The following is a 24651-nucleotide window of genomic DNA, read 5'->3' on the forward strand; positions in this document are numbered from 1 at the left end:
CTATAGACCAAGAGCCCGAAGCTTTACGGCCTGCCGCGCCGCCAAGGCATCGACTTCGGCTCTCGTCTCCGCTGTCAGAACACCGCCCGGTTTGCGCAGTGTGTCATGGGCAATCACCCCGCGCTGCGCCAGCGTATATTTCCGGATTGCCAGCCCCAGACCCGGCTGCGCCTCGTATCGCACCATCGGCATATAGACATCAAAGATATCGCGTGCGCGGTCGATATCCCCCGCGTTATGGGCGGCAATCACCTGCGCCATCATTTCGGGATAGGCAAAACCTGTCATCGCCCCGTCCGCCCCGCGCAGCATTTCTTCCAGCAGGTACAGCCCGCCATTGCCGCACAGGATCGAGATTCGCCGCGCGCCTGCGTCTGAAGCGCGGCGCAGGGCGCTGATCTTTTCCAGCCCCGGCCAGTCCTCGTGTTTGAGCATGACGCAGGTCGGACAGTCCGCAACCACCTGCAGGATGACTTTGGTGGGGATCACGACATTGGTGACCAGCGGGAAGTCCTGCAACACGAAAGGTGCATCACCCAAGGTCTCGGCCGTGTTGTGGTAATAGGTCAGGATCTGGTCGTCGGTCTTGAGGCTGCTGGGGGGTGCCACCATCACACCGGCGGCACCGAGATCCATCGCCGCATCGGACAGCGTTTTCATTGCGGCAAACCCGGGTGCAGAGACGCCCACGACAATGGGGACCGTGCTGCGCGCCGTGACACGCTTGACCACGGCAACGGATTCGTCGGCCGAGAGTTTGCCCGCCTCACCCATCATGCCCAGAATTGTCAGCCCCGTCGCACCTTGTGCGATATAGAAATCAACCATCCGGTCGATGCTGTCCCAATCCACTGCGCCATCCGGCTTGAAGGGGGTCACAGCGATCGTAAAGACACCTTTGGCGGTTTCATCAAGCATCCGGATTTCCTTTGTGGCTTAGTTGCAGGGCAATCTGGCCGAGCACCATTGCGGTGGCGGCCTGACAGGGTTCGACCACGGGCAGGCCAATCTCTTGTTCAAGGGTGGCGCGGTATTGCGCCATGCCAGCGCACCCCATGATCAGCACGTTGGCCCCGTCCTCATCACGCAGCCGTTTGCCGGTGGCGATCATGGCAGCAAGGCTCTTGTTAGGATCCGCAAGATCGGCAACCCCGAGGCCAAGCGCGCGGTCGCCGGCCAGCCTGTCAAGAACACCCATCGCCCCAAAGGCCCGCAGGTGGCGCGGGATCGAGGCGGGCAGGATTGCGATGACGCCAAAGCGCTGCCCGAGGGTCAGCGCGGTCATCACGGCGGCCTCCTGAATGCCCGCGACGGGCAAAACGGTTTGGTCGCGCAGGGCATGCAGCCCCGGATCGCCGAAACAGGCGATGACATAGCCTGCCGCGTCGGTTTGTGCTGCCGCAAGCTCCAGCATGGGCGCGATGGTCAGATCGGCCTGCCTTTGGTTTTCGATGCCGGGTGGTCCTTCGGCCAGTGTCAGACAACGGATCGGGGTTCCGAATTTGCGCAGCGGATCAAGCGCGTGTTTGATCCCGTCCGTAACGGTCTGGGACGAATTGGGATTGATCACAATCAAGGTTTTACTGGTCATGCACCCTCACGCGTGGCGGACTGGATTTCGATTTGATAGCCTTCGGGGTCGTTGAAAACAAAAGCGCGGATGCCCAAGGCATCATTGACAAAGAGGTCGGACAGGTTGGCAAGATCTTCCTCTTGTGCGTAGGCATACCACGCATCCACATCGCGCACACGGATACAAAGCTGCACGGGTTTGACCGCCTGCCATTTGTTCATGCCACGGCTCTCATCGACCAGCCCCACATGCGCGCCCGCGCAGATCCGGTAGATTTTGCACCATCCCTGGTCAATGGCGAGCGGCAGACCGAGGATATCTTCATAGAACGCCATCGCGGAGGGCAGGTCGCGGTAATAGAGAAAGGTGATGGCAAGCATGTTCGGGGCGTCGGGGCGGGGCATGGGTGATCCTCAGCTTTGGGGTGCAGTTGGCGTGACAGCAAGCGCGGGGCGGTCAATCTTGCGGCCTGTGCCGGGCGTTGTTGTCAGGGCACCGTCTGTCACAATCCGCGCCCCCCGCAGCCAGACATCCGTGGGCCAGCCAGTGACCGTGCTGCCCATCCAAGGATTATAGCCCACATTGTCATGCAGGTCGTTCGCACCGTAGGTGACCGTCTTTTCAGGGTCCCAGAGGGTGATATCGGCGTGCATGCCGACAGCCAAAGCGCCCTTTTGCGGCAGGCCGTAGATGTCGGCAGGGGCGGTTGCCGTGAGGCGGGCAAAGGCCTCTGGTCCGCCACGGCCCTTGGTGACCATCGCGTCGAACATCAGAGGCAGGCGGGTTTCCAGCCCGGGAAGCCCGTTTGCGATCTCGTGGAACCCTGCGTCAGGTCCGGCAGAGAGTTTGCCGCTTTCGTCAAAGCGGTAAGGCGCGTGGTCGGAAGAGACGATTTGCAGCTCACCCGCTAAAAGAGCGGACCAGAGCGCCTCTTGATCCGCGACCTGCCGCTGCGGGGGAGAGCACATCCATTTTCCGCCCTCCAATCCGGGTTGGCGCAGGATGTCCTCGGTCATGAACAGGTAATGGGGGCAGGTTTCGGCCCAGACCGGCGCACCGCGTGCGCGGGCGCTGCTGACGGCGGCGGCACCTTCAGTGGTGGAGATGTGAAAGAGCATCACCGGCTGCCCCAGATATTCGGCAAAGCGGCAGATGCGTTCCACCGCCTCGATCTCGGCCATGCGCGGGTGTGAGGCTGCGTGGAAATGGGGGGCGGTCTTGCCTGCGGCAATGAGTTCGGATTTGGCCTGCGCGATGATGGCATCGGTTTCGGCGTGAACACAGACCAATGCGCCATGGGCGCGGGCCCGGGACATCACGGACAGGATTTGCGCGTCCGACAGTTGGATGTTGTAGGTAGTAAAGACCTTGATGGACCGGTTGCCTGCGTCGATCAGCGCGGCCAGATCATCCGCGAAAGCGGGCACACCGGTATCAGTGACCGTCATATGAAAAGCATAGTCGATCATCGCTCCGCGATCAGCGCGGGCGCTGTAATCGGCGACGGTTTGTGCCAATCGCTCGCCTTTGGCCTGGGCCGCGAAAGAGATCACACTTGTGGTGCCGCCAAGGGCTGCGGATCTTGTGGCGGTCTCGAAAGTGTCGGCATTCATCACACCCATGCCGGACATTTGCTCGATATGCGCATGCGGGTCGATGCCCCCGGGCATGACGTATTTTCCCGCGGCATTCATCGTCGTTTTCGCAGGACCGAGCTGTGTACCGACCGCCGCGATATTTTCCCCGCGCACGGCAAGATCACCAGTCACCACACCGGCCGGTGTTACGATCCGGCCGCCTGTGATCAGCAAATCGAACGGGTCTGACATGGGGCGGCTCCTAGCGGTGTGTTGGGTTTATGTTGCCCTTCACACGACGGTATCCGCAAGTCCCTTCGTCGCTCTAGACCTTGTCGTGTTTATCCTTGAGATCCCGCACCGAGGCGCGCCCGATCATATGCGCGCCGATGGGTGAGGTGAGCATCAGAAAGATGATCGTCGCGATGACGCGTGCGGTGACTTCGGTCTGGGCCAGATAGAACGCACCGCCGATCAGGATCAGACTACTGCCCAGCACACCTGCTTTGGTCGAAGCATGCATACGGGTCAGCACATCGGGCAGACGCAGCACGCCAATTGCGGCGACGAGGGCAAAGAAACCGCCCAACAGCAGGAAAATACCGATGATGACATTAATCATTGGCGTTCTCCTCTTGGCGGGCATCGCGGCGTTCGGCGAAACGCGCCAGTGCGACGGTGGCAAGGAAGCCAACCAGCGCGAGCACGAGGGCCACGTCAAGCAATGCAGGCTCTCCGGTTCCGACGACAACCACACCACAGACGGCGATGATCGACACGGTCATCATATCAAGCGCCACCACGCGGTCGGCGAGCGTGGGACCTTTGGCCAGACGGATAAAGGCGATAGCGAGCGACAGCATCACCATCAAGAAACTTGCGTAGATCGCGAGATCCAGAAATGCGGCGGAAGTCATGCTTCGAATACCTCTTTGACCATGCGTTCCATGCCGTTTTTCAGACTTGCGATCACCGCATCAGGGTCATCGGCAAACATTGCATGGACAATCAGTGTTTTGCGGTCAGGTGTCACATCAAGCGACAGCGTGCCGGGGGTGAGCGAAATCAGGTTGGTGACCAGCAGGATCTCGATGTCGGACTTCACATCCAGTGGCATCTCGAGAATTTTGGGGTTGCTGTAATCGGTGGGCGTCAGCACGTCATAGGCGACACGGATACTCGAGACGCAGAGATCATAGAGGAAATAGAGCACCAGCCGCACGATGCGGTAGGCGCGCAGGTAATATCCGCTGGGCCCGCCGAAAAGCGGCTGCGCGATCCACAGCGTCACAAAGCCCACGATAAAACCTGCGACCAGCTGGAACGAGGTCAGGCTGCCCCAAAGTGACGCCCAGATGACCGCCAGCAGCAGGTTGAGAAGAAACAGGTTCATCGCACTTCTCCCAACACTGTGGTGATATAGGCGGTCGGATCAAGCAGTTGCGCGGTTGTGCGCTCGGCGAACTGGACGAATGGTTCGGGGTTGAGCCCGATAAAGACTGTCAGTGCTGCAAGGCCTGCGACGGGGATCAGTTGCGCCCACTTGTGGTCAAGATTCTTCAGCTCGGGCTGGATTCCATCGGGATGGTTCTTCCAAAAGGCCTCTGCCCATATTTTTGTCATGGAATAGATCGTCATCAGACCCACCGCCAGCGCGATGAAGGCAACAAACCACATTTCGATATCAAGGGTTGCCTTGACGATGATGTATTTGGCCCAGAACCCTGACAGCGGCGGAAAGCCAGCCAGCGAAAAGGCAGGGATCAGGAACAGGATCGCAAGGAGTGGCGCTGACTTATAGAGGCCGCCGATCTGGTAAACCTCGGTGCCGCCGGTCAGGCGTTTGGCGATGCCCGCGATCAGGAACAGGTTCGCTTTCACGATGATGTGGTGCACGAGATAGAAGACCGCACCGACCAGTGCCAGCGGTGTCATCAGCGCGAGGCCCAGCACCATATAGCCGATCTGGCTGATGATGTGGAACGACAGGATCTTGCGGAAATCCGATTGCGCCGCCGCACCCAGAACGCCGATCACCATGGTCAGACAGGCGACCCACAACAGCACCGTATGCGTAAAGCCGATGTCGTGGTCAAAGACCAGCGTGAACGTCCGGATCAGGGCATAGACCCCGACCTTGGTCAGCAAGCCCGCGAAGACCGCCGAAACCGAAAAGCTGGGCGTGTGATAGGCGGCAGGCAGCCAGAAGAAGAGCGGAAAGACCGCCGCCTTGACCCCGAAGGCGACCATGAACATCATCGCGACGACCGTTAGCAGGCCCTGGTTCTCAACGCCTTCGACCTTCAGTGCAAGATCGGCAAAGTTCAACGTGCCGGTCATGCCATAGAGCAGGCCGATACCGGTCAGGAACAGGATCGTCGAGATCAGGTTCAAGGCCACGTATTTCACGCCGCCGTCGATCTGCTCTTTGCCGCCGTTCAGTATCAGCAGACCGAAGGAGGCAATCAACATCACCTCAAACCAGACATATAGGTTGAATAGGTCGCCTGTCAGAAAGGCGCCCGTCACACCCGCGAGCAGCAATTGAAACAGCGCATGATAGCCCAGTTTCGCCTGCCGCTCTGTGATGTCACCCAAGGCATAGATAGCGACGGCAAAGCCGGTGATGGCGGTGATCAGGACCATGACAGCAGACAGCAAGTCCGCCACCAGTGTGATCCCGAAAGGCGCGGGCCAATTGCCCATCTGCCCGGCAACGACGCCCGCGTCGAGCACGACAACCATCAGCGCGATAGAGGCCAAGAGCCCAAGCCCCGATCCGATGATCGACACCCACGCGCCCACGGGATTGGCCCGCAGCAGATAGGCAATAATCGCCGTCAGGAACGGAATGGCGAGGGGAAGTGTCAGATACCAACTCATGAATGGGGTTCTTTTGGTTCGGCGACGCGCATCTCGTCGGTATTCAGGGTGCCAAGGCTTTGATAAGCGCGGAAGGCAAGGATGAGAGCAAAGGCGAAAAGGCCAAAGCCGATGACAATCGCAGTCAGCACAAGCGCCTGGGGCAGGGCGTTGGCCACCACACCGGCAGGCGCATCTAGCCCGTCAGGCACCAGCGGCGGCGCACCCGGCGTCAGACGGCCCGCGACAAAGATCGTCAGGTTGGCCGCGTTGGACAACAAGATCAGCCCGAAGAGGAACCGCAGCAGGTTGCGCGCGAGCATCAGATAAACCGCAGAGGCGACCAGAATACCGATCAGGATCGAAAGAAGCTGTTCCATCAGACCGCCTCCTCCAATGCAAAGGTGATCGACAGGATCGCCCCCAGAACCACCAGATAAACGCCGATATCAAAGACCAGCACGGTTGAGAGCGGCAGGCCTTTCTCGGTCTCGGTCGCGCCGATAAAGAGCCATTGTCCGGTGAAGAGTGCGTCACCCCAGAACACGGCCATCAGACCCGCAATCAGCGCGATGCCAAGACCAGCGCCCGCAATACTGCCGGGATCAAAGCGTAACGCTTTGCGGGCATCTGCCGTGCCACAGGCGATGGCATAGACGACAAAACCCGTGGCGGCGATCAGCCCGCCGATAAACCCGCCACCCGGCGCGTTGTGCCCGCGCAGCAGCATGTACGCGGAAAACACCAAGAGCAGCACGACCTGTAGCCGCGCACCTGCGCGCAGAATGACGGAGTTCATGGCTTATCCTCCTCGGGCTTGCTTTTGAGCAGGGCAAAGATGCTGATCGCAGCGATCAGAACGACCGCGATTTCGCCGAATGTATCTAAGGCGCGGAAATCCACGAGGATGACGTTGACGATGTTTTGCCCGAACGCCTGCGGATAGCTGGCGGTTTCAAAGAAAGTGGTCAATTCGCGGTCAATCGGGCCGGTCGTGACCTTGAGCAGGATCACGGTTGTCACAATGCCCAAGCCGACCGAAATGATCACATCAAGCCAGCGTTTACGCAGTGGTTCGGGCGTCAGGCTTGGCAATTTCAGCGCGGCCGCAGCAAAAAGCACCACAACAAGGGTTTCGACCAGAAGCTGGGTAATCGCCACGTCCGGCGCGCTGTAAAGGATAAAGATCATCGCCATGCCGATACCGACGACGCCAAGCCCTGCAATTGCAGTGATCCGCGAATTCGTGACCAGCACGAGGATCGAGCCCAGAAGGACAAGCAAAAAGACCAGCCAGTCCCAAAGCTGAACTTGCGGGACACCCAAGGCAGGGATGCCTGTGCTGCGGAAAAACAGCGTCACAGCGAGCACGGCAAGGGCGGTGCCGAAAGTCGCAACCATATAATGATAAAGTACACCGGTCTGGATCACACGGGTCAGGGCCTTGGACCCCGCTGCAATCCCCGCCATCAGCTTATCCCAGCCGTTGTCAAACTTCGGGCTGCGCTCGGTCAGATCAATCAGGATCGCGCGCAGCTTGAGTTTGTAGGCATAAATCGCAAAGCCCAGAACGAAGGTCGCAATACTGAGGAAGAGGGGCAGGTTGACGCCGGCCCAGAGCTTCAGTTCCTTTGCGGGCTCTGCACTGCCGACAATCGAGGCGACGGTCGGGTTGACCAACATTGTGGCCAGTGTATCCGGGAAGATGCCAAAGAAGGCACCAAGGAGGGCCAGTACGACGGGGCCGACGAGCATGGGCCACGGTGCTTCTTTCACGTCTGCAATCGGCGCGCCGGATTTGCTCCAGAAGGGCCGGAAAGACACGATACCTGCAATCGCCACCATCAAAGCGCTGGCGATCAGAAAGGCACCCGCGACAAGGTACGGCTCGGATGCCACGGCGATGGCACCTGCATATTTTAACTCTTTGCCGATAAAGCCAAGGAAGGGCGGGAAGCCCGCCATCGAAAGTGCTGCCACGGCGGCAGCGGCGGCTGTGACAGGCATGGCGCGCGCCATCCCGAACAGTTTACCCGCCTCGCGCGTGCCGGTTTGCGCATCCAGAATACCGACCACAAGGAAGAGTGCCGCCTTGTAAAGCGAGTGGACGATCAGGAATGTGGCTGCGGCGGTGATCGTATAGCCGCTTTCATTGCCCAAAAGCAGCGTCAGCGCACCAAGTGCCATGAGCGTGGTATAGGCCAGCGCCAGTTTCAGATCGGTTTGCCGCAGCGCCATGACAGAGGCAAACACCATGGTGATGGCGCCCGCGATGGTCAGGGTCCAGAGCCAGAAATCGGTACCAGCCAGCGACGGATGCGTGCGCGCCATCAGATAGACGCCCGCTTTCACCATCGTGGCCGAGTGCAGATAGGCGCTCACAGGGGTCGGGGCGGCCATCGCGTTGGGAAGCCAGAAATGGAACGGCATCTGTGCGGATTTGGTAAAGGCACCTGCCAAAACCAGCAACACAATCGGCAAATACATGACACTGCCGGTCAACACGCCGGGCATGGCGTTGATCTCGGACATCTCGAAGGTGCCTGCGGTGGTGCCGATCAGGATGATCCCCGCCAAGAGCGCCAGACCGCCGACACCTGTCATCATCAGTGCCTGCAATGCCGAACGGCGCGCCTTGACCGTGTCATGGCTGAAACCGATCAGCAGATAGGACGTGATTGTCGTCAATTCCCAAAAGACGAACAAAGCCAACAGGTTGTCCGAAATCACAAGACCGATCATCGCCAGCATGAAACTGGTCAGGTAAAGCGAGAAACGCGCCTGATGCACGTGGCCCGCCAGATAGCGGGCAGAATAGAGCATCACCAGCGCACCAATGCCGGTAATCAGCAGTGCGAATGTCAGGCTGAGCCCGTCTATATAGAAGCTGACGTTGACACCGAGGCTTGGCACCCATTCCCAAACGAAGCGCAACGTGTCGCCGGCCGCGATCACGGGCAACATTCCTGCGAACCAGATAAAGAGGCTGCCAGCGATGACGACGGGGAGGAGACCAGCGAGCGTCATCCAGCGGGTGGGCGTTGATGTATCCAATGTTTTTATCCGGTCAGAATGTATTCACTGCGTGTTGAGATGTAGCTTTTCAAGCGGCAGAGGCAACAAGTTTGGCGAAGGATGCCGGCCCGCCAATGCGGCAATCGCTGCGCGCTTGGTCCCCGAAGCGTCTGGTCTGAAATCGCTGCATTCTGTTTTTGGCCCGCAACGCATTGCAACTTGTACAAGTCCTTGCAGGCGCGTCCCTTTTTGTCCCCAACTGCGGCTGGATGTAGCAGCAAATATAATATAGTGAAGTCAATGGGACGTTAAGTTTTGATAGGAATTTCCTATCGGATGGGGGACAGATGACCAAATTGCCCAGTATGCTCCAGATGCGCTATCTGGTGGCGCTTTCCGAGACGCGGCACTTTCGCAAGGCGGCCGAGACGATGGGGATCAGCCAGCCCTCGCTGAGCTTGCAAATAGGTAATCTCGAAGAGCTTCTGGGCCTGCGTCTTGTGGAGCGGGGGCGCGGGCCTGTCACGCTGACGCCCGAGGGGCGCGAGGTCGTGGCGCGGGCGTCGCGTATCCTGCACGAGGTGCGCGGGATCATGGATCTGACGGCGGCGCTGCAGACAGGGCTGACCGGTACGATCCGGCTGGGCACGACGCCGACAATCGGGCCTTATCTGATGCCGTTTGTTGTGGAACGGTTGCACGCCAAATACCCCGACCTGCGGCTTTATATCCGCGAGGTTGCGCCGCGCGATCTGCGCGGTGAGCTTCTGGCGGGCAGCCTTGATGTCATTCTCACACAATTGCCCGAGGGTGGCGCGGATCTGACCACACAGCGTCTGTTTCGCGAACCCTTGCTTCTGGCACTGCCGGATGACCACGCTTTGGCTGCGAAATCAGAAGTGACCGAAGCGGACTTGCTGGATCTGAATGTGCTCTCGCTGGGGCCGGACTATGCCATGCATGCTCAGATTGCAGCCTTGTGCCAGCAGCATGGGGGCATCATCGCGCGCGACTATGAAGGCACGAGCCTTGATGCCATTCGTCAGATGGTCGGGATGGGGATGGGCGTGGCGCTCTTGCCGCGGCTATATGCGTGGTCCGAAATTGATAGCCGCTCCAGCAACGTCACAGTGCGTCCGTTCCGGCGCAGTTCGGTGACGCGGTCCATTGGTCTGGTGTGGCGGCGGGCGGCAAATGCAGGGATGTTCGAGCGCCTGTCGGATGTGATCCGTAATGCGGCACGCGCAAACCTTCAGACGGGGCAATCGCCGATTATTCTGGATTAGGGGGTGGCAGGTGGCCTAGCCGCGCCAGCTGCGGATCGGGCCGCAATCCATATGGACAAAGTTTGACCCGTTGTAGCGGCCCACACCGCCCGCGCGACAGGCAATCGCCGCGTTGGCCATTTGCGCTGTTGTCCGGCTGGTCAGGCGCAGATCGGCGGCCTGGCCGCGCATGTGCAAGGAATTGCGTGCAACACCGCGGCTGCTCGAACGGAGCATCTGGTTTGTCTGGGGGGAGCGGTAGCCGGAAAGAAGAAGGTAGGGTTCGCTGGTTTCCATCAGGTTCAGCGCGGCCGACATGATGTCGATTGTACGCAGATCCATCTGGACTGCTTCGCCTGTGCGCCAGTCGCGCATGTGCATGTTAATTTCGCGGACCGCTTCGGCGATATACTCACCCTCGATCCAGTAGATCGTGTCCAGGCGTTCGCCGGTGCGGCCGGAATGCATTGCGATCCGGCGCACATCGCCAGCACCACGCAAAAAACCCGCCGCGTTGGAATATGTTGGTGCTGCTGCAACGGCTGTTGCTGCAAATGCGCCCAGTAATCCGCGCCGGGTGAACCCAGAGGAGTTTGCTTTTTTCATGTGTTTCGCGCCTGTCCCGTCGCTCGACTTAATTGGCCAATTTTTCAGTGGCTTGTCCCGACATCTCCCCAGATGTGCAAATGGTATTACATATTTCGAATCGTTGACCAAGACCTGTTTAGGCATTTGTGCTTAACAAGTGGGAAATTGGCGAATTTTCGCGCATTTGTGGCTTTGAGGATTCAATGTCACACCGCGGGGCTGCAACGGTGCAACACTTTACAACCGCGTGAATGGCTCGCGCTTTTGTCAATAGACACAAATTCGGGTAGGGATATGCATACTTTTGATCACACTGTCCGAAGTGTATTGTAAGTCATTGTTTATTAAGGGACCGAAACGCGATGTCTGCTGCCATTTTGCCCCAGAACCGTTTGCGCGCTGTGTTGCCAACGATTTTTGCCGCCTTGATTTTTCTGTTCTCCGCCCCGCAAGCGCAGGCCCAAGTCACCGAATTCCGGCAGGCTGTCGCAGAGGCGGCATCAAGTGATCCCGACCTGCTCAGCTTTTACCGCGAGCGCGGATTTGATGGCATCTGGAGCGCGCGGGATGACCGCAATCGCCGTAACGCTTTGCTTGCGGCGTTCAACAGTGCGGGCGACCATGGTCTGCCAACGAACCGTTATGATGCGGCAGGTCTGATTGCCCAGCTGGAGGCTGCGTCGACGCCGCAACAGCAAGGCCGTCTGGAAGTTGAATTATCGCGCCAGTTTCTGGACTATGCCCGTGATATTCAGACAGGGCTGCTGACCCCGTCAAGCATTGATCCCTCGATCGTCCGGCAGGTGCCCTTACGGTCGCGCCTGAGCACGATGCGGGCCTTTGCGCAATCCAATCCGGCTGCGTTTCTGCGCGCGCTGCCGCCCAGCGCCCCGGAATACACTCGTCTGATGTCCGAAAAGATGCGGATGGAACGTTTGTTGGCCGATGGCGGCTGGGGGCCTACGGTTCCGGGCCAGAAATACGAGCGCGGCGATAGCGGTGCAGGTGTTGTCGCCCTGCGCAACCGCCTGATCGCGATGGGTTATCTAGAGCGGACCACGACACAAACCTACGACGATGCGATTTTCGGCGCGATCACCCGCTTTCAGGATGCCCATGGCCTTGCCATTGATGGCACCGCAGGTCCGGGCACGCTTGCCGAGATCAACAAACAGCCGGAAGAGCGTCTGCGTTCCATTATCGTTGCGATGGAACGCGAACGCTGGATCAACCGCCCGCGCGGCGAGCGCTATATCTGGGTGAACATCACCGATTTCACCGCCAAGATATTCGACAATGGGGTCGAAACCTTCTCGACCCGCTCTGTCGTGGGCGCGCGTGACCGCGACCGCGTGACGCCGGAGTTTTCGGATGTGATGGAATTTATGGTCATTAACCCAAGCTGGTATGTGCCCCGTTCCATCATCACCAAGGAATACCTGCCCCAGTTGCAGGCAAACCCGAATGCGGTGCGCAATCTGGTGATTACAGACCGCAATGGCCGCGTCGTTGACCGTAGCAGTGCTGACTTCAGCGGCTACACCGAGACAAATTTCCCCTATTCCATGCGCGAACCCCCAAGTCAGGGCAATGCATTGGGGCTGGTGAAGTTCATGTTCCCGAACCGCTACAACATCTATCTGCATGACACCCCCTCCAAGAGCCTCTTTGGCCGCGAGGTGCGGGCCTATAGCCACGGTTGTGTGCGTCTGGCCGATCCGTTCGATTTTGCCTATGCCTTGCTTGCAAAGCAGGTGGGCAACCCCGAAGAGGTGTTTCAGGCGCATCTGCGTTCCGGTCGGGAACGGCGCGTCGATCTTGAGGCACCGGTGCCGGTTCACATTATCTACCGGACGGCCTTTGTGCCTGCGGACGGGCGTGTGCAATTCCGCCGCGATGTTTACGGGCGTGACGGACGGATCTGGAACGCGCTTGCGCGGGAAGGGGTGGCTCTTCGCGCCGTTCGCGGGTAAATCTGGCCTCGGAATAATATGCCCGGGGGCAGAATGGCACATCGTGTGAAAGATATCGCTGCGGCGCTGGGGGCAGAAGCCTTTGGCGCCGTTGAGCTTTTGGTCAATGGTGCGTCTGAACCCGCAAGTGCGGGCCCCGATGATCTGGCGCTGGCCATGAGCCCCGCCTATGGCGCAGCCTTGGGGCATGGTCAGGCCCGCGTTGCTGTGGTCTGGCCCGGTGCCGATTGGCAGGCGCTGGGGCTGGAGGCCGCGATCATCGCACCGCGCGCACGGCTTGCCATGGCGCATCTGACGCAGATGCTGGATGCAGACCTGCCGCATACCGGGATCAGCCCGCAGGCGGCGATTGACCCTTCGGCGCGGATCGGGGCCAATGTGACAATCGGGGCCTTCTGCGTAATTGGTGCGGATGTTGTCATCGGCGAGGGAACCTGGATTGCCGATCATGTCAGCATCGCGCCGGGCGTGCACATCGGTGCGGCGTGTCAAATTCACGCGGGCGTGCGCCTGCAACGTGGCGTGCACCTTGGTGCGCGCGTCATCCTGCACCCCAATGTCGTGATTGGCGGCGATGGATTTTCCTTTGTAACTGCGGAACCTTCGAACGTTGAGAAGGCGCGCGAGACGTTGGGCGAGGCTGCGATGCACGCCCCTGACGATCCCACATGGCACCGGATCCATTCACTGGGCGGGGTGGTTGTTGGCGATGATGTGGAAGTGGGGGCGAATTCCTGCATTGATGCAGGCACAATCCGCCCCACAAGGGTGGGCAATGGCACCAAGATCGACAGCCTCGTGCAGGTTGGCCACAATGTGATTGTGGGCGCGCATTGTCTGCTGTGTGCCCAGGCCGGTGTCGCGGGGTCCACAGTGATCGGCGACCGTGTGGTTGTGGGTGGCAAGGCAGGGATCGCGGATAATCTCAAAGTCGGTGACGATGTGGTCTTGGGTGGTGGCAGTGTCGTGCTGTCCAATGTCCCAGCAGGGCGCGTGATGATGGGCTATCCCGCGACCAAAATGCAGGTCCATATCGACAGCTACAAAGCCCTGCGTCGTTTGCCCCGTATCCTGCGCGATTTGGCGCAGCGTTAATTGCCTGTTTCAAATTGCTGATAGAATGACTACATCCCCGCCAAGCAACATGGGTGTGATAAGATGAGCATCAAAGATCAGGTGATTGCAATTATAGCCGAACAGGCCATGCTGGAGCCGTCGGATATCCAGATGGAGAATACGCTGGAAGATATCGGCATCGACAGTCTCGGCCTTGTCGAGAGCATTTTTGCGATCGAAGAAACCTTTGATATTTCTGTTCCCTTCAACGCCAATGACCCGACAGCAGGTGATTTTGATATCTCGTCTGTCGCGGCAATCGTCGCCGCGGTTGAAAAGCTGAAGTCCGAGCAGGCCGCCTGAATGCGGCGTGTGGTCATCACCGGGGCGGGGACGATCAATCCGCTGGGCTCCGACATGCCCAGCACACTTCTGGCGATGCAGGAAGGGCGCTGTGGCATTGGCCCGCTCGAGATCGCGGATGTCGACCGCCTTGCGATCCAGATCGGGGGGCAGATCAAAGGCTATGATGAAGGCGCGCATTTCAACCGCCAGCAAATCGCGCTTTATGACCGCTTTACGCAATTCGCGCTTCTGGCCGCGCGCGAGGCGATTGGCCAGTCCGGTCTCACATTTTCAGGTGAGTTGGCAGATCAATCCGGTGTGATCTTTGGCACATCGGGTGGCGGGCTGAACACGCAGGACGAAAACTACCGCGCTGTCTATGAGGCGGGCAAGAACCGCGTGCACCCCTTCATTGTGCCGCGCCTCATGAATAACGCCGCCGCCAGCCACGTGTCGATCGAATGGAACCTGCGCGGCCCGACCTTTACGGTCGCCACCGCCTGTGCGTCCTCGAACCATGCGATGGGGCAGGCATTCAACATGGTGCGTTCCGGCATGGCCAAAGTCATGGTGACAGGCGGGTCCGAGGCGATGCTGTGCTTTGGCGGGATCAAGGCGTGGGAAGGGCTGCGCGTGATGTCGCGCGACGCCTGCCGCCCGTTTTCGGCCACACGCAGTGGCATGGTACAGGGCGAGGGTGCGGCGGTTTTCGTATTCGAAGACTATGAACATGCCCGCGCCCGTGGCGCAGAGATTCTTTGCGAAGTGGCGGGTTTTGCGATGTCGTCAGATGCCTGCGATATTGTGACACCGTCCAAACAGGGCGCCGCCCGTGCCATAGGTGGCGCGCTGAAGGATGCGAAACTTCCCAAAGACTCTGTTGGCTATATCAACGCCCATGGCACGGGCACTGCGGCGAATGACAAAACCGAATGTGCCGCTGTTGCGGATGTCTTTGGCGCGCATGCGGATCAGTTGATGATGTCGTCGACCAAATCCATGCACGGGCATTTGATCGGGGGCACTGGTGCGGTCGAGCTGATCGCCTGCATCATGGCGCTGCGCGACGGGATCATTGCGCCGACGATTGGCTATGAAGAAGCTGATCCGGAATGCGCGCTGGATGTGGTGCCGAATGTGGCACGCGAGGCGCAGGTGGATGTCGCCTTGTCCAATGCTTTCGCTTTTGGCGGTCTCAATGCGGTGATTGCGCTGCGCAAGCATTGAGCGGCTGATGGGCCGCACAATGCAAAAAGGGCATCACATCCGGCTGGATCAGTCGGGGCTGGTTTGTGACGACGATGTGAATCCGGCGGTAAAGCCCCGCAGTGATACATCCAATACAACCTCTGCGTCCGGTGCTGCCGCAGGAACAAGGCGGACGGTCGCGACCGAGCCGCGCTTGAATTGGTCGACTTCAGCTTGTGTAAAGCCGATCCGTGCCACACAGCCCGCGCGATTGCAGAAAGTGAACGGATAGATGCGTGCGTTCTGCCCATCCACTGCGATAGTCAGCTGTTCGGTTAAAAGCGTCTCGAGCGGCACAACCACAGTGGCCCCCGCCGCAGCGCGCTGACCTTCGGGAAGCGGGAAAAGATTGAACTCTGCAACAGCAACACCGTCTTCATTGGTCAGCAGTTGATAGAGATTGCAGGGATCCCGCTCGCCTTCCTCGGCCTTGATGCAGCGCAGGGCCCAGTCACCGAAAACCTCACGCTCATAAGGTTCGCCGACCTGTGGACCAAGGGGTTCACCCAGGGCAAGCCCTTCTTCGGCGGTGGTTTCCGGCTGCTCTGATGTCTCTTGTGCCAGAACCATGCCGGCGTGACCCAGCAGGGCGGCCAAGAGGGCGGATTTCAATAGACTGCGCATAGATTTGTTCCTCGTTCGCTTTTTGGCGGCTTAACACGGGGCGGGCAGGGTGTCAGGGGCAAAAACCCGGGACTGCGCTGGCTTCCGCTCACATTTTCGGGGGGCCAGAAAAGAAGAAGGGCCCCCGAAAGGACCCTGCTTCATGTTCTCCCTGTCGGACTTGGCCGACTAATTGAAAAGAAGTTACGAAAACAAAAAGTGACCGTCAACAGCAAAAATTTGACGACTTGGTGAAGACCGTTATTTCTCCGCACCACAAAAAAAAGCCGTGCCCGAAGGCACGGCAAGTCAAACAGGGAGGACGTATGCAATAATGCCAATCTCTGGCACGATCGCGCGCTTTAAGGTGGCACGATTTGGTTAACAATGTATTTTGCCTGATAAATTTATGCAGGGAACGCTGATATGGCTGAAAGTATCTTTATTGGTGGCGGCGGTGAGGGCTATGGCGCACCCCAAACGCTTTTGTTGGACAAGGCCAACCGGCACGGTCTGATCGCAGGGGCGACGGGCACCGGTAAGACAGTGACTTTGCAGATCATGGCCGAAGGATTTTCAGCGGCAGGGGTGCCGGTGTTCCTGTCGGATGTAAAAGGTGATCTTTCCGGTCTGGCGCTCAGCGGCTCTGCCGATTTCAAACTGCACGAACCCTTTATGTCGCGCGCACAGACCATCGGGCTTGAGCTGCAATATGACAGCTATCCTGTGACGTTCTGGGACCTTTTCGGCGAAAAAGGCCACCCGATCCGCGCCACGGTCGCAGAAATGGGGCCTTTGCTGCTGTCACGCCTGATGGACCTGACCGATGTGCAGGAAGGCGTGCTGAACGTCGCGTTCCGCGTCGCAGACGAAGAAGGCCTGCTGCTCCTGGATCTCAAAGATCTGCAGGCTTTGCTGGTCTGGGTCGGGCAGAACGCGCAGGCGCTGTCGCTGCGTTATGGCAACGTGGCGGCCTCCTCTGTCGGCGCAATCCAGCGGCAATTGCTGGTGCTGGAAAATCAGGGCGGTACGGCGCTTTTCGGGGAACCGGCCCTTGATCTGGCCGATATGATGCGCACCCGCGATGACGGGCGCGGCGAGATCAACATTCTGGCCGCCGATCAATTGATGGGGAGCCCGCGTTTGTACGCGACATTCCTGCTCTGGCTGCTGTCGGAACTGTTTGAGGAACTGCCCGAGGTCGGCAACCCTGACAAACCCAAACTGGTGTTCTTCTTTGACGAAGCGCACCTGTTGTTTGACGACGCACCCAAAGCCTTGGTCGATAAGGTCGAGCAGGTCGCGCGCCTGATCCGCTCCAAAGGGGTGGGCGTCTATTTCGTCACGCAAAACCCCGGTGACATTCCTGATGATGTGCTGGGGCAGCTGGGCAACCGTGTGCAACACGCGCTGCGTGCCTTTACCGCCAAGGACCGTAAAGAACTCAAGACTGCCGCGGAAACCTATCGCGACAATCCGGCATTTGATACTGCGGAGGCGATTCAAGAAGTGGGCACCGGTGAGGCGGTGACGTCCTTCCTGGACCGCAAGGGCATTCCGCAGATTGTCGAACGGACCCTGATCCGCCCGCCGTCGTCGCAACTGGGGCCGATTGATGAACCGACCCGCAAGGCGATCATGAGCATCTCGGATATGGCGGGTAAATATGACAAGACAATGGACCGCGAGAGCGCGTTTGAAATCCTGAGCAAGCGGGCCGACGCAGCCGCGAAAGCCGCCGAAGAGGCCGAAGCCGAAGAGGCGCGCCTTGAAGAGAAAGAGCGCGAGTTCAAGGCGGCGCGGCGCTATGACGGGGGCAGCACCCGCAAATCGTCATCCCGCAAGTCGTCCGATGAGGGTTTCGGCGACGCCTTGGCGTCTGTGGTGGTCAAGGAATTGAAAGGTACAACAGGCCGTCGTTTGGTGCGCGGCATTCTGGGTAGTCTGTTTAAAGGGCGGTAGGCGTAGAGCGCTAGGGTGGACTTTGCGTAAGGAGCGAATGTCTGCTCTGAGCCCAAGCTTACCGATGCTGCGCACTTCATAAATGGCTATTTTTTGGAAGGTAAGCAGCCTAATATATGTATATCTGTCGCGCTTATTGGGGGCTGCAATGAACAAGGAAATCCATGCTACACGCATCGGGCACGTGAACCTGAAGGTGTCAAATCTGGAGAGTGCAATAGCGTTTTACACAGACGTGATGGGCCTGACGCTTATGCAGCGGTTCGGAACTGGCGGTGCGTTTTTGGGGTATGGCGGATATCATCATCATATCGGGCTAAACACTTTGTCGAGTGAAGGTGGCGCTCCGCCGCCCGAAAGCTGCACTGGCTTACACCACGTGGCATTTCTGTATCCTGATCGAGACGCACTGATCGCGGCAGTCCAGCGCGTAATCACGCATTTAAAGGACGTTGGAAGCGACGAAGTTCCGCAAGTAAGAGACCATGGTGTAAGCGAAGCCATCTATTTTCACGATCCGGACAATATTCTAATAGAGATGTATTGTGACAGGCCAACAGAAGCCTGGCCTTACGATAGTGCTGGCAACCTAGCGATGTTCAATAAGCAGGTTGAATTGGAAGCTTTTCTTAATTCGTAGCTTACAAAGGCACATCTCGGAGCAATTGCTCACTTTTGAGAAAGCGGACCTGCGGAATGCGGCAACCAAGGTCCGCTCTGTCCCGCGAAGCAGACATCCACCATTGACCGTATTCACAGCTTTCTGATCTTCAGCGTCGCCAGCCTGTTCTCATCCTTGGCCAGTACCTCAAAGCGGAAGCCGTGGAACGAGAACACCTGACCCTCGACAGGGATCATCTGGGCCTCGTGGATGACCAGACCGGCGACGGTGTTCGCTTCGTCATCGGGCAGGTTCCAGTCGTGCGCGCGGTTCAGGTCGCGGATCGTCATGCCGCCATCCACGATATAGGCACCATCCGAGGTGGCCTCGATCTGGTCTTCCTCGTGGTCGTCGAATTCGTCGGCGATCTCGCCCACGATTTCCTCAAGGATATCTTCCAGCGTGATGAGGCCCTGCAGCGCGCCGTATTCATCCACCACCAGCGCAAAATGCGTCTTGCGCTTGAGGAAGTTGCGCATCTGGTCATCAAGCGTTGTGGTGTCAGGCACAAAATAGGGCGGCATCGCCACCTTCATCACATCAAACGCGGCTAGCCCCGCCGCGTCATTCCCGCCACGCAGCAGTTTGTGCATCGCGCGCAGCAGGTCCTTGGCGTGGATCACGCCGACGATGTTTTCCTGATCATTGCGATAAAGCGGCAGCCGCGTGTGGGGGCTTTGCAGAATCTGCTCGAGAATTTCCTCTGGCGGCAGGTCTGCGTCCACCATCTCGATCTGCGAGCGGTGGAGCATGATTTCCTCGACCGCACGCTCGTTAAGGTCCAGCGCGCCCAGAATACGGTCGCGGTCCTCTTTCTGCACGATCCCTTCGGAATGGCCCAGCGAGAGCGCACCTGCGATCTCTTCGCGCACGGCAAGAATGTTGCTGTCAGGGTCCGTGCGGACACCGAACATGAACAACACACCGCGCACCAGATAACGCACGGCGGCCACGATGGGCGAAAAGACAAAGACGATCACTGAAATCGGGCGCGCCACGCCGGAGGCCACGGTTTCGGGGTTGGTGATGGCAAAGGTTTTCGGCAGCACCTCGGCAAAGATCAGCACCAGAAGCGTCATGATCAAGGTCGCGGCTGCCACGCCGTTCTGGCCGAAAAGTTTGGTCAGGACGGCTGTCGCCAGCGATGTCGCCAGAATATTCACAACGTTGTTGCCCAACAGGACCGACCCGATCAGGCGTTCGTTGTCTTCGGTAATCTTGAGCGCCCGTTCGGCCCCCTTTGAGCCTTTGTCAGCGGCGGAACGCAGTTTGCCCCGTGAGGCCGCGGTCAGCGCCGTTTCCGAGCCGGAAAAGAAGGCGGACATCACCAGAAGTACAAGAATAGCGCCAGCGGTTAACCAAAAGGCGGCGTCGTAAGAAGCGGTTTCCATCAGAGGCTTTCAAGCAAGTACATCGTTGTTATGGGGGGTCCGGGCGTCAGCTTCAAGACTTTGACGCTTTTGCAAGAGGATGATGGTCCAATACAAGTGATTTCAGGCGTTCATCCAGCACATGTGTGTAAATCTCGGTCGTTGCGACATCGGCATGGCCAAGCATCGTCTGGATGGACCGCAGATCGGCCCCGCCCGCCAGCAGATGTGTCGCAAAGGCGTGGCGCAGCGTATGCGGTGTCACCTTTGCAGGCGAGACACCACCGGCAACCGCGAATTCCTTGATCAGCCCGAAAAACCGGTGCCGTGTCAAATGCCCGGCCTTTCCACGTGAGGGAAAGAGGAATTTCGAGGGCGGTATCCCTTTCTTGCGCGCGTCCTCTTCGGCCACATCGCGTTCTTTGAGATAGAGCGCCAAAGCATCGCGCGCCGAAGGCGACAGTGGCACAAGACGTTCCTTGTCGCCTTTGCCGCGGACCAGAAGCATGCGCGGATCACCCCGTGCAGCCGAAACCGGAAGGCTGACCAATTCGGTCACCCGCATGCCCGTGGCATAGAGCAGCTCCATCAGACAGGTGTTGCGCAAGGCTTCGCGCGGCGTATTGCGCGCCGCGTCCAGCAGCCTGTCCACCTCGGCAATCGAGAGCGTTTTTGGCAGACGCTGTGTGCGGCCAGGGCCTTTGATCTGGATGGCGGGATTGTCATCGCGCCACCCTTCCTCGAACGCAAAGCGGTAGAGTTGCTTGATCGCCGAAAGCCTGCGTGCCCGCGTGCTGTTTGCCAGTCCCTCATGTTCGCAATCAATCAGGTAGCTTTCCACGTGATCACGGGTCGCATCCGCGAAATGCAGCTTTTTGTGCGCAAGCCATCCAGCGAAATCCTGAAGATCGCGGGCATAAGCCAATTGCGTGTTTGTGGCCGCATCCAGTTCTGCCGCCTGCGCCTCCAGAAAGACCTGCACCCAACGGGCCATCGGTTGATCGGTCGCGGTCATGCCCTGCGGTCCAACAACATCAATTGCAACGCAGAACGGCGCGCGACATCTTCCAGACCCACTGCACGGAACAGCAAGAGCGCGTCTGTCACAGAGCGCAAATCACCCTCTGCGCCCTCAGCAAAAAGGGCAACGGCGCGCAACAGGGCCTCGCCCAGTTGCCCTTGGTCCACCTTGCTTACCAATGCGGCAGGGGGCGGCACGTTCTCAAAACCCTCCTGAATGGCGCGCGCTTGTGGTGAAGTGGCGCGCACCTCTTGCGGAAGGCCCTGTGCGATCCCGATCAGGAACGGATCGAAACCGGTGCCCGCGGCGGCATTGGCCACGGCCTCATAGCTGGGTGATAACAATCCCACCTCGAATGCGATCACGGCTGCTTCGCCGGACAAAGGTACATCCTGCAGCGCCGCGCCGTAGAGTTTGGCGAACTGGACTTCGACACGCGCCTGCTGCATCGCGGCCCATGCATCGGGCAGGGTGCGTGCCACGCGGGCGGGGTCATTCGCGGCCATCGCCGCATCAAAGCGCTGGATTGCGGCGGCGCGATCCCAGATCCCGCCAGAGGCCGCGGGGGTGCGAGCGGTGTATTGCTTAAGCAGCACGTTTTCGGAAATGGCCCCCAAGCGGGCAAGGCGCTCGGCCGCCTCAAGCTGGGCTTTCCAGGCGGTCGTCGGTTGCAGATCCGCATGGGAGAAGGCCAAGGGCAGGGTGGCAGTGATCAACGGCTCGCCAATGGCGGCGTGCATGCGGAATGTCAGCGGACTGATGCGGGCAGGGGGCGTCAGCGGCGGTTCGCCCTCGTAAAGCTCGGGGTCCAGAAAACGCGACAAAAGCGCCTCTTCCTGCGGATTGATATCGCCCAGCACGCGGTGTGTGTTCAGTGACAGGGCCGCAGCGGGCCAGTCACCTGTGCGGGCAAGACAGAAGATACGGGCCGAAAAAGTGGGTGCGATCGCGGGCGTGCTGCGCATGGCATCGCAGGCGTAATCCTCGGTCCCCGTCAGCAACGCCACATCGAACCAGCGCCGGAATAGCGGTGCCGTATCGGGATCGGCCTGTTCAATCAGCGCCTGCGCAGGTTCCAGTGCGCCCATGTCGAGAAGTTTGTCGACACGCGCGAGAAACAGTGCCCCTTCGCCATCGGCGCCAAGCGGCGGATCAGCCTCGGCCAGCATCAGCACTTTGAGAAAATCCTGCAAGGCGGGCACCGTATCAACACGCTCGGCGCGGACAAGATCAACCAGCACAGCCTCATCGCTGGCGGCCCAAAGCGTCGGGGGCAGGCCCGTTACATCGGAAGACAGCAGACCGATGGGGTCTTTCGAGGGGCGGTCCAACGGTGTGACCTGCACATCAGGCGAGGTGGCATCATCAACAGCAGGGGGTTCGTAAAGCGGGGTCGGCTCGACGCTGCGTGACAGCCATTCAATGGCGGACAGCGGTTCGTTTTGGCCGTCGCCTTGCGCGGACACAGCGGTTGCCGTAAGGCAAAATGCCAAACCAAATGCCTTAGTTTGTTTCCAGCGTAACAGGATAATTTACCTCTTCTGAGGGGGCTGCGAAATCGGTCGGAAAAAAGAGAGGACCGATATAGGCATAGGCAACAAGGCCCAGACCCGCGATAATAATCAAAAATAAAACTGCCTTGATGAGCCGCCACATTGTCTGCCCCAATTCTTATGTTGCCTCAATATGCGGGTTCTTGCCCGCTTGTTGAAGGGATTATATATGGCCTTTCGCGCAAGATCACGGCATTCATGCATTAAATTTTGCGTTCGGCAGAGGTTGGCCGACAAGAAAGGCAGTATCGCGATGGCCGAAGGGCAGTCCTATCACCTCAAACGGACCGTTGTTCTGGTCGGTATGATGGGGTCTGGCAAGACCGCGATCGGGCGTGCCCTCGCGGCCGCACTTGATGTGCCGTTTGTGGATAGTGATGCGGCCATCGAAGAGGCGGCGGCGTCAACCATTGCCGAAATATTCGCCCGTGATGGCGAGGCCTTTTTCCGCAAGCGCGAGGCAGAGGTGCTCAAGAGGCTTTTGTCGGGTCCACCGGGGATTGTTTCAACCGGTGGCGGGGCCTTTCTGGCCGAAGAGAACCGCAAGGCTATCGCACAGATGGGTGTGGCGGTCTGGCTGGATGCGGACCTCAAGATTCTATGGGAACGTGTGCGCCATAAAGACACGCGGCCTTTGCTGCGCACAGCCGACCCCCAAGCCACCTTGGCGGCGATCCATGCTGAACGGACGCCGGTTTATGCGCTTGCAGGGTTGAAGATCGACGTCAAGGAAAACGCCAGTATCGACGAGACGATGCGTTCCGTGCGCGATGTATTGGCCAGCCGCCCCGATATTCTGGAGATCACCTAAATGACCGCTACCGTCCACGTCGATTTGCCCGGCCGCGCCTATGACATTCTGATTGGCCCCGGTGTGCTGTCGCAGGCAGGCACGCGTATCGCCGCAATGGGTGGGCGGCGGCATGTCTGTATTCTGACGGATGAGAATGTCGCAGGGTTGCATCTGGCGCAGTTGCAAACGTCGTTGGCGGACGCTGGGCTGACGAGCGAGGCGCTTGCCTTGCCGCCGGGCGAGGCGACAAAATGCTGGGCGCAACTGGAACGATCTGTCGAGTGGTTGCTGGCCCAGAAGGTCGAGCGCGGCGATATCGTGGTGGCCTTTGGCGGCGGTGTGATCGGTGATCTGGCGGGCTTTGCCGCGGCAATCCTGCGGCGGGGCGTGCGCTTTGTGCAAATTCCGACCTCGCTCTTGGCGCAGGTGGATAGCTCTGTCGGGGGCAAGACCGGCATCAACTCCCCCAGCGGCAAGAACCTGATCGGGGCCTTTCATCAACCCAGCCTCGTGCTGGCCGATACCGCTTTGCTTGGCACGCTGACATCGCGCGATTTTCTGGCGGGCTATGGTGAGGTCGTCAAATACGGGCTTTTGGGCGATGCGGCCTTTTTTGACTGGCTGGAAGCCGAAGGGCCGGCACTGGCTGCGGGCGATATGGATGCGCGCGTGCGTGCCGTGACGCGGTCCTGTGAAATGAAGGCCGATATTGTGCAACGTGATGAGACAGAGCAGGGCGACCGTGCGTTGTTGAACCTTGGCCATACGTTCTGTCATGCTCTGGAGGCGGCGACAGGCTATTCCGACCGCCTGCTCCACGGTGAAGGGGTGGCGATTGGCTGTGCGTTGGCGTTCGAACTCTCTGCGCGCATGGGGCTGTGCAGTCAGGAAGACCCCAGCCGTGTGCGCGCGCACCTGCGTGACATGGGCATGAAGGTGGATATCCGCGACATCCCGGGCGATTTGCCTGATGCGGCGGGCCTGCTGGCGCTGATGGGTCAGGACAAGAAAGTGCTGGATGGCAAGCTGCGGTTTATTCTGGCGCGCGGGATCGGTGATGCCTTCATAACCTCCGATGTGCCGCGCGAGGCTGTGCTGGGTGTCTTGGAAGACGCGCTTGGCGCAGCGTCGCGGGGTTGATCGCGGCGCAGGTTTCACTGCAAAACGAGGTCCCGGATCACGTCCG

General features: G+C 59.3%; 26 protein-coding genes. 9 read left to right on the top strand and 17 right to left on the bottom strand.

The window, feature by feature from the left end; all coding sequences use genetic code 11:
* The 11 genes from C7964_RS05465 to mbhE all read right to left on the bottom strand — a co-directional run bounded on the left by C7964_RS05465 (nt 1) and on the right by mbhE (nt 9066).
* Nucleotides 1-918 (bottom strand): dihydrodipicolinate synthase family protein, encoded by a 918-nt coding sequence (locus C7964_RS05465; RefSeq protein WP_220000162.1) that lies wholly within the window; start codon nt 916-918, stop codon nt 1-3.
* Nucleotides 911-1591 carry an aspartate/glutamate racemase family protein gene (locus tag C7964_RS05470; RefSeq protein ID WP_110278687.1) on the bottom strand — a complete coding sequence of 227 codons (681 nt, stop codon included), beginning with the start codon at nt 1589-1591 and terminating at the stop codon, nt 911-913. The genes C7964_RS05465 and C7964_RS05470 overlap by 8 nt, the downstream gene beginning before the upstream one ends.
* On the bottom strand, nt 1588-1977 hold the full coding sequence (locus tag C7964_RS05475; RefSeq protein WP_110278688.1) for a VOC family protein: 390 nt from the start codon (nt 1975-1977) through the stop codon (nt 1588-1590). Before C7964_RS05475 ends, C7964_RS05470 begins: the two co-directional genes overlap by 4 nt.
* Before the next feature lie 9 nt (nt 1978-1986).
* Nucleotides 1987-3402, bottom strand: coding sequence for a dihydropyrimidinase (hydA, locus tag C7964_RS05480; RefSeq protein ID WP_110278689.1), 1416 nt, complete (start codon nt 3400-3402; stop codon nt 1987-1989).
* 73 nt (nt 3403-3475) lie between these two features.
* Nucleotides 3476-3772 (bottom strand): monovalent cation/H(+) antiporter subunit G, encoded by a 297-nt coding sequence (mnhG, locus tag C7964_RS05485; protein WP_110278690.1) that lies wholly within the window; start codon nt 3770-3772, stop codon nt 3476-3478.
* Nucleotides 3765-4067, bottom strand: coding sequence for an MrpF/PhaF family protein (locus C7964_RS05490; RefSeq protein ID WP_110278691.1), 303 nt, complete (start codon nt 4065-4067; stop codon nt 3765-3767). Before C7964_RS05490 ends, mnhG begins: the two co-directional genes overlap by 8 nt.
* Nucleotides 4064-4543 (bottom strand): Na+/H+ antiporter subunit E, encoded by a 480-nt coding sequence (locus C7964_RS05495; RefSeq protein WP_110278692.1) that lies wholly within the window; start codon nt 4541-4543, stop codon nt 4064-4066. Before C7964_RS05495 ends, C7964_RS05490 begins: the two co-directional genes overlap by 4 nt.
* Nucleotides 4540-6033 carry a Na+/H+ antiporter subunit D gene (locus C7964_RS05500; protein ID WP_110278693.1) on the bottom strand — a complete coding sequence of 498 codons (1494 nt, stop codon included), beginning with the start codon at nt 6031-6033 and terminating at the stop codon, nt 4540-4542. Before C7964_RS05500 ends, C7964_RS05495 begins: the two co-directional genes overlap by 4 nt.
* Complete coding sequence (locus C7964_RS05505; protein ID WP_110278694.1) at nt 6030-6392, bottom strand: Na+/H+ antiporter subunit C; 363 nt, start codon at nt 6390-6392, stop codon at nt 6030-6032. Before C7964_RS05505 ends, C7964_RS05500 begins: the two co-directional genes overlap by 4 nt.
* Nucleotides 6392-6811, bottom strand: coding sequence for a Na+/H+ antiporter subunit B (locus C7964_RS05510; protein WP_055292915.1), 420 nt, complete (start codon nt 6809-6811; stop codon nt 6392-6394). The genes C7964_RS05505 and C7964_RS05510 overlap by 1 nt, the downstream gene beginning before the upstream one ends.
* Nucleotides 6808-9066 (bottom strand): hydrogen gas-evolving membrane-bound hydrogenase subunit E, encoded by a 2259-nt coding sequence (gene mbhE / locus C7964_RS05515; protein WP_286163793.1) that lies wholly within the window; start codon nt 9064-9066, stop codon nt 6808-6810. The genes C7964_RS05510 and mbhE overlap by 4 nt, the downstream gene beginning before the upstream one ends.
* A 308-nt stretch (nt 9067-9374) precedes the next feature.
* Here mbhE and C7964_RS05520 point away from each other — a divergent pair, with 308 nt between their 5' ends.
* Nucleotides 9375-10313 (top strand): hydrogen peroxide-inducible genes activator, encoded by a 939-nt coding sequence (locus tag C7964_RS05520; protein WP_110278695.1) that lies wholly within the window; start codon nt 9375-9377, stop codon nt 10311-10313.
* A 15-nt stretch (nt 10314-10328) separates the two neighbouring features.
* Here the strand turns inward: C7964_RS05520 and mepK are convergent, their stop codons facing one another.
* Nucleotides 10329-10898: a peptidoglycan L,D-endopeptidase MepK gene (mepK, locus tag C7964_RS05525; protein WP_110278696.1), complete on the bottom strand. Its 570-nt coding sequence runs from the start codon at nt 10896-10898 to the stop codon at nt 10329-10331.
* A gap of 344 nt (nt 10899-11242) precedes the next feature.
* On the opposite strand from mepK, the gene C7964_RS05530 reads away from it, so the two are divergent.
* The 4 genes from C7964_RS05530 (at nt 11243) to C7964_RS05545 (ending at nt 15481) form a co-directional block, all read left to right on the top strand.
* Nucleotides 11243-12853 carry a L,D-transpeptidase family protein gene (locus C7964_RS05530; RefSeq protein WP_110278697.1) on the top strand — a complete coding sequence of 537 codons (1611 nt, stop codon included), beginning with the start codon at nt 11243-11245 and terminating at the stop codon, nt 12851-12853.
* Between the two features lie 33 nt (nt 12854-12886).
* The gene (lpxD, locus tag C7964_RS05535; RefSeq protein WP_110278698.1) at nt 12887-13948 is read left to right on the top strand and encodes a UDP-3-O-(3-hydroxymyristoyl)glucosamine N-acyltransferase; all 1062 of its coding nucleotides are present in this window, start codon (nt 12887-12889) and stop codon (nt 13946-13948) included.
* A gap of 63 nt (nt 13949-14011) precedes the next feature.
* Entirely contained in the window at nt 14012-14272 is a 261-nt protein-coding gene (locus C7964_RS05540; RefSeq protein WP_110278699.1) for an acyl carrier protein, read from the top strand.
* Entirely contained in the window at nt 14273-15481 is a 1209-nt protein-coding gene (locus C7964_RS05545) for a beta-ketoacyl-[acyl-carrier-protein] synthase family protein (RefSeq protein WP_110278700.1), read from the top strand.
* Between the two features lie 48 nt (nt 15482-15529).
* Here C7964_RS05545 and C7964_RS05550 read toward each other — a convergent pair whose 3' ends face one another.
* Nucleotides 15530-16126, bottom strand: coding sequence for an invasion associated locus B family protein (locus C7964_RS05550; protein WP_110278701.1), 597 nt, complete (start codon nt 16124-16126; stop codon nt 15530-15532).
* A gap of 405 nt (nt 16127-16531) precedes the next feature.
* On the opposite strand from C7964_RS05550, the gene C7964_RS05555 reads away from it, so the two are divergent.
* Entirely contained in the window at nt 16532-18067 is a 1536-nt protein-coding gene (locus C7964_RS05555; protein ID WP_110278702.1) for a helicase HerA-like domain-containing protein, read from the top strand.
* A gap of 148 nt (nt 18068-18215) precedes the next feature.
* Complete coding sequence (locus C7964_RS05560; protein ID WP_110279421.1) at nt 18216-18707, top strand: VOC family protein; 492 nt, start codon at nt 18216-18218, stop codon at nt 18705-18707.
* A gap of 113 nt (nt 18708-18820) precedes the next feature.
* On the opposite strand, the gene C7964_RS05565 is transcribed toward C7964_RS05560, so the two are convergent.
* The 4 genes from C7964_RS05565 to C7964_RS19890 are packed head-to-tail and all read right to left on the bottom strand — an operon-like array spanning nt 18821 to nt 22775.
* On the bottom strand, nt 18821-20119 hold the full coding sequence (locus C7964_RS05565) for an HlyC/CorC family transporter (protein ID WP_110278703.1): 1299 nt from the start codon (nt 20117-20119) through the stop codon (nt 18821-18823).
* A gap of 52 nt (nt 20120-20171) precedes the next feature.
* Entirely contained in the window at nt 20172-21113 is a 942-nt protein-coding gene (locus C7964_RS05570; protein ID WP_110278704.1) for a site-specific tyrosine recombinase XerD, read from the bottom strand.
* Nucleotides 21110-22612 (bottom strand): hypothetical protein, encoded by a 1503-nt coding sequence (locus tag C7964_RS05575; RefSeq protein WP_286163794.1) that lies wholly within the window; start codon nt 22610-22612, stop codon nt 21110-21112. Before C7964_RS05575 ends, C7964_RS05570 begins: the two co-directional genes overlap by 4 nt.
* A gap of 10 nt (nt 22613-22622) precedes the next feature.
* The gene (locus tag C7964_RS19890; protein ID WP_181417112.1) at nt 22623-22775 is read right to left on the bottom strand and encodes a hypothetical protein; all 153 of its coding nucleotides are present in this window, start codon (nt 22773-22775) and stop codon (nt 22623-22625) included.
* 150 nt (nt 22776-22925) lie between these two features.
* Between C7964_RS19890 and C7964_RS05580 the strand changes: the two genes are divergently transcribed.
* On the top strand, nt 22926-23483 hold the full coding sequence (locus tag C7964_RS05580) for a shikimate kinase (protein WP_110278705.1): 558 nt from the start codon (nt 22926-22928) through the stop codon (nt 23481-23483).
* Nucleotides 23484-24605, top strand: a complete 1122-nt coding sequence (gene aroB, locus C7964_RS05585) for a 3-dehydroquinate synthase (protein ID WP_110278706.1) — start codon at nt 23484-23486, stop codon at nt 24603-24605. It abuts the gene before it with no gap.
* Nucleotides 24606-24651 lie beyond the last annotated feature (46 nt).

This window comes from Loktanella sp. PT4BL (assembly GCF_003201935.1).
Taxonomy (GTDB): Bacteria; Pseudomonadota; Alphaproteobacteria; order Rhodobacterales; family Rhodobacteraceae; genus Yoonia.

Coding starts and splice junctions, on each gene's coding strand:
- C7964_RS05530 (WP_110278697.1), top strand. CDS start 11,243: ATGTCTGCTGCCATTTTGCCCCAGAACCGTTTGCGCGCTGTGTTGCCA.
- mepK (WP_110278696.1), bottom strand. CDS start 10,898: ATGAAAAAAGCAAACTCCTCTGGGTTCACCCGGCGCGGATTACTGGGC.
- C7964_RS05505 (WP_110278694.1), bottom strand. CDS start 6,392: ATGGAACAGCTTCTTTCGATCCTGATCGGTATTCTGGTCGCCTCTGCG.
- C7964_RS05580 (WP_110278705.1), top strand. CDS start 22,926: ATGGCCGAAGGGCAGTCCTATCACCTCAAACGGACCGTTGTTCTGGTC.
- C7964_RS05465 (WP_220000162.1), bottom strand. CDS start 918: ATGCTTGATGAAACCGCCAAAGGTGTCTTTACGATCGCTGTGACCCCC.
- mnhG (WP_110278690.1), bottom strand. CDS start 3,772: ATGATTAATGTCATCATCGGTATTTTCCTGCTGTTGGGCGGTTTCTTT.
- C7964_RS19890 (WP_181417112.1), bottom strand. CDS start 22,775: ATGTGGCGGCTCATCAAGGCAGTTTTATTTTTGATTATTATCGCGGGT.
- C7964_RS05540 (WP_110278699.1), top strand. CDS start 14,012: ATGAGCATCAAAGATCAGGTGATTGCAATTATAGCCGAACAGGCCATG.
- hydA (WP_110278689.1), bottom strand. CDS start 3,402: ATGTCAGACCCGTTCGATTTGCTGATCACAGGCGGCCGGATCGTAACA.
- C7964_RS05555 (WP_110278702.1), top strand. CDS start 16,532: ATGGCTGAAAGTATCTTTATTGGTGGCGGCGGTGAGGGCTATGGCGCA.
- C7964_RS05565 (WP_110278703.1), bottom strand. CDS start 20,119: ATGGAAACCGCTTCTTACGACGCCGCCTTTTGGTTAACCGCTGGCGCT.
- C7964_RS05560 (WP_110279421.1), top strand. CDS start 18,216: ATGAACAAGGAAATCCATGCTACACGCATCGGGCACGTGAACCTGAAG.
- C7964_RS05470 (WP_110278687.1), bottom strand. CDS start 1,591: ATGACCAGTAAAACCTTGATTGTGATCAATCCCAATTCGTCCCAGACC.
- lpxD (WP_110278698.1), top strand. CDS start 12,887: ATGGCACATCGTGTGAAAGATATCGCTGCGGCGCTGGGGGCAGAAGCC.
- C7964_RS05520 (WP_110278695.1), top strand. CDS start 9,375: ATGACCAAATTGCCCAGTATGCTCCAGATGCGCTATCTGGTGGCGCTT.
- C7964_RS05510 (WP_055292915.1), bottom strand. CDS start 6,811: ATGAACTCCGTCATTCTGCGCGCAGGTGCGCGGCTACAGGTCGTGCTG.
- C7964_RS05500 (WP_110278693.1), bottom strand. CDS start 6,033: ATGAGTTGGTATCTGACACTTCCCCTCGCCATTCCGTTCCTGACGGCG.
- C7964_RS05475 (WP_110278688.1), bottom strand. CDS start 1,977: ATGCCCCGCCCCGACGCCCCGAACATGCTTGCCATCACCTTTCTCTAT.
- C7964_RS05495 (WP_110278692.1), bottom strand. CDS start 4,543: ATGAACCTGTTTCTTCTCAACCTGCTGCTGGCGGTCATCTGGGCGTCA.
- C7964_RS05550 (WP_110278701.1), bottom strand. CDS start 16,126: ATGCGCAGTCTATTGAAATCCGCCCTCTTGGCCGCCCTGCTGGGTCAC.
- C7964_RS05490 (WP_110278691.1), bottom strand. CDS start 4,067: ATGACTTCCGCCGCATTTCTGGATCTCGCGATCTACGCAAGTTTCTTG.
- aroB (WP_110278706.1), top strand. CDS start 23,484: ATGACCGCTACCGTCCACGTCGATTTGCCCGGCCGCGCCTATGACATT.
- C7964_RS05545 (WP_110278700.1), top strand. CDS start 14,273: ATGCGGCGTGTGGTCATCACCGGGGCGGGGACGATCAATCCGCTGGGC.
- C7964_RS05570 (WP_110278704.1), bottom strand. CDS start 21,113: ATGACCGCGACCGATCAACCGATGGCCCGTTGGGTGCAGGTCTTTCTG.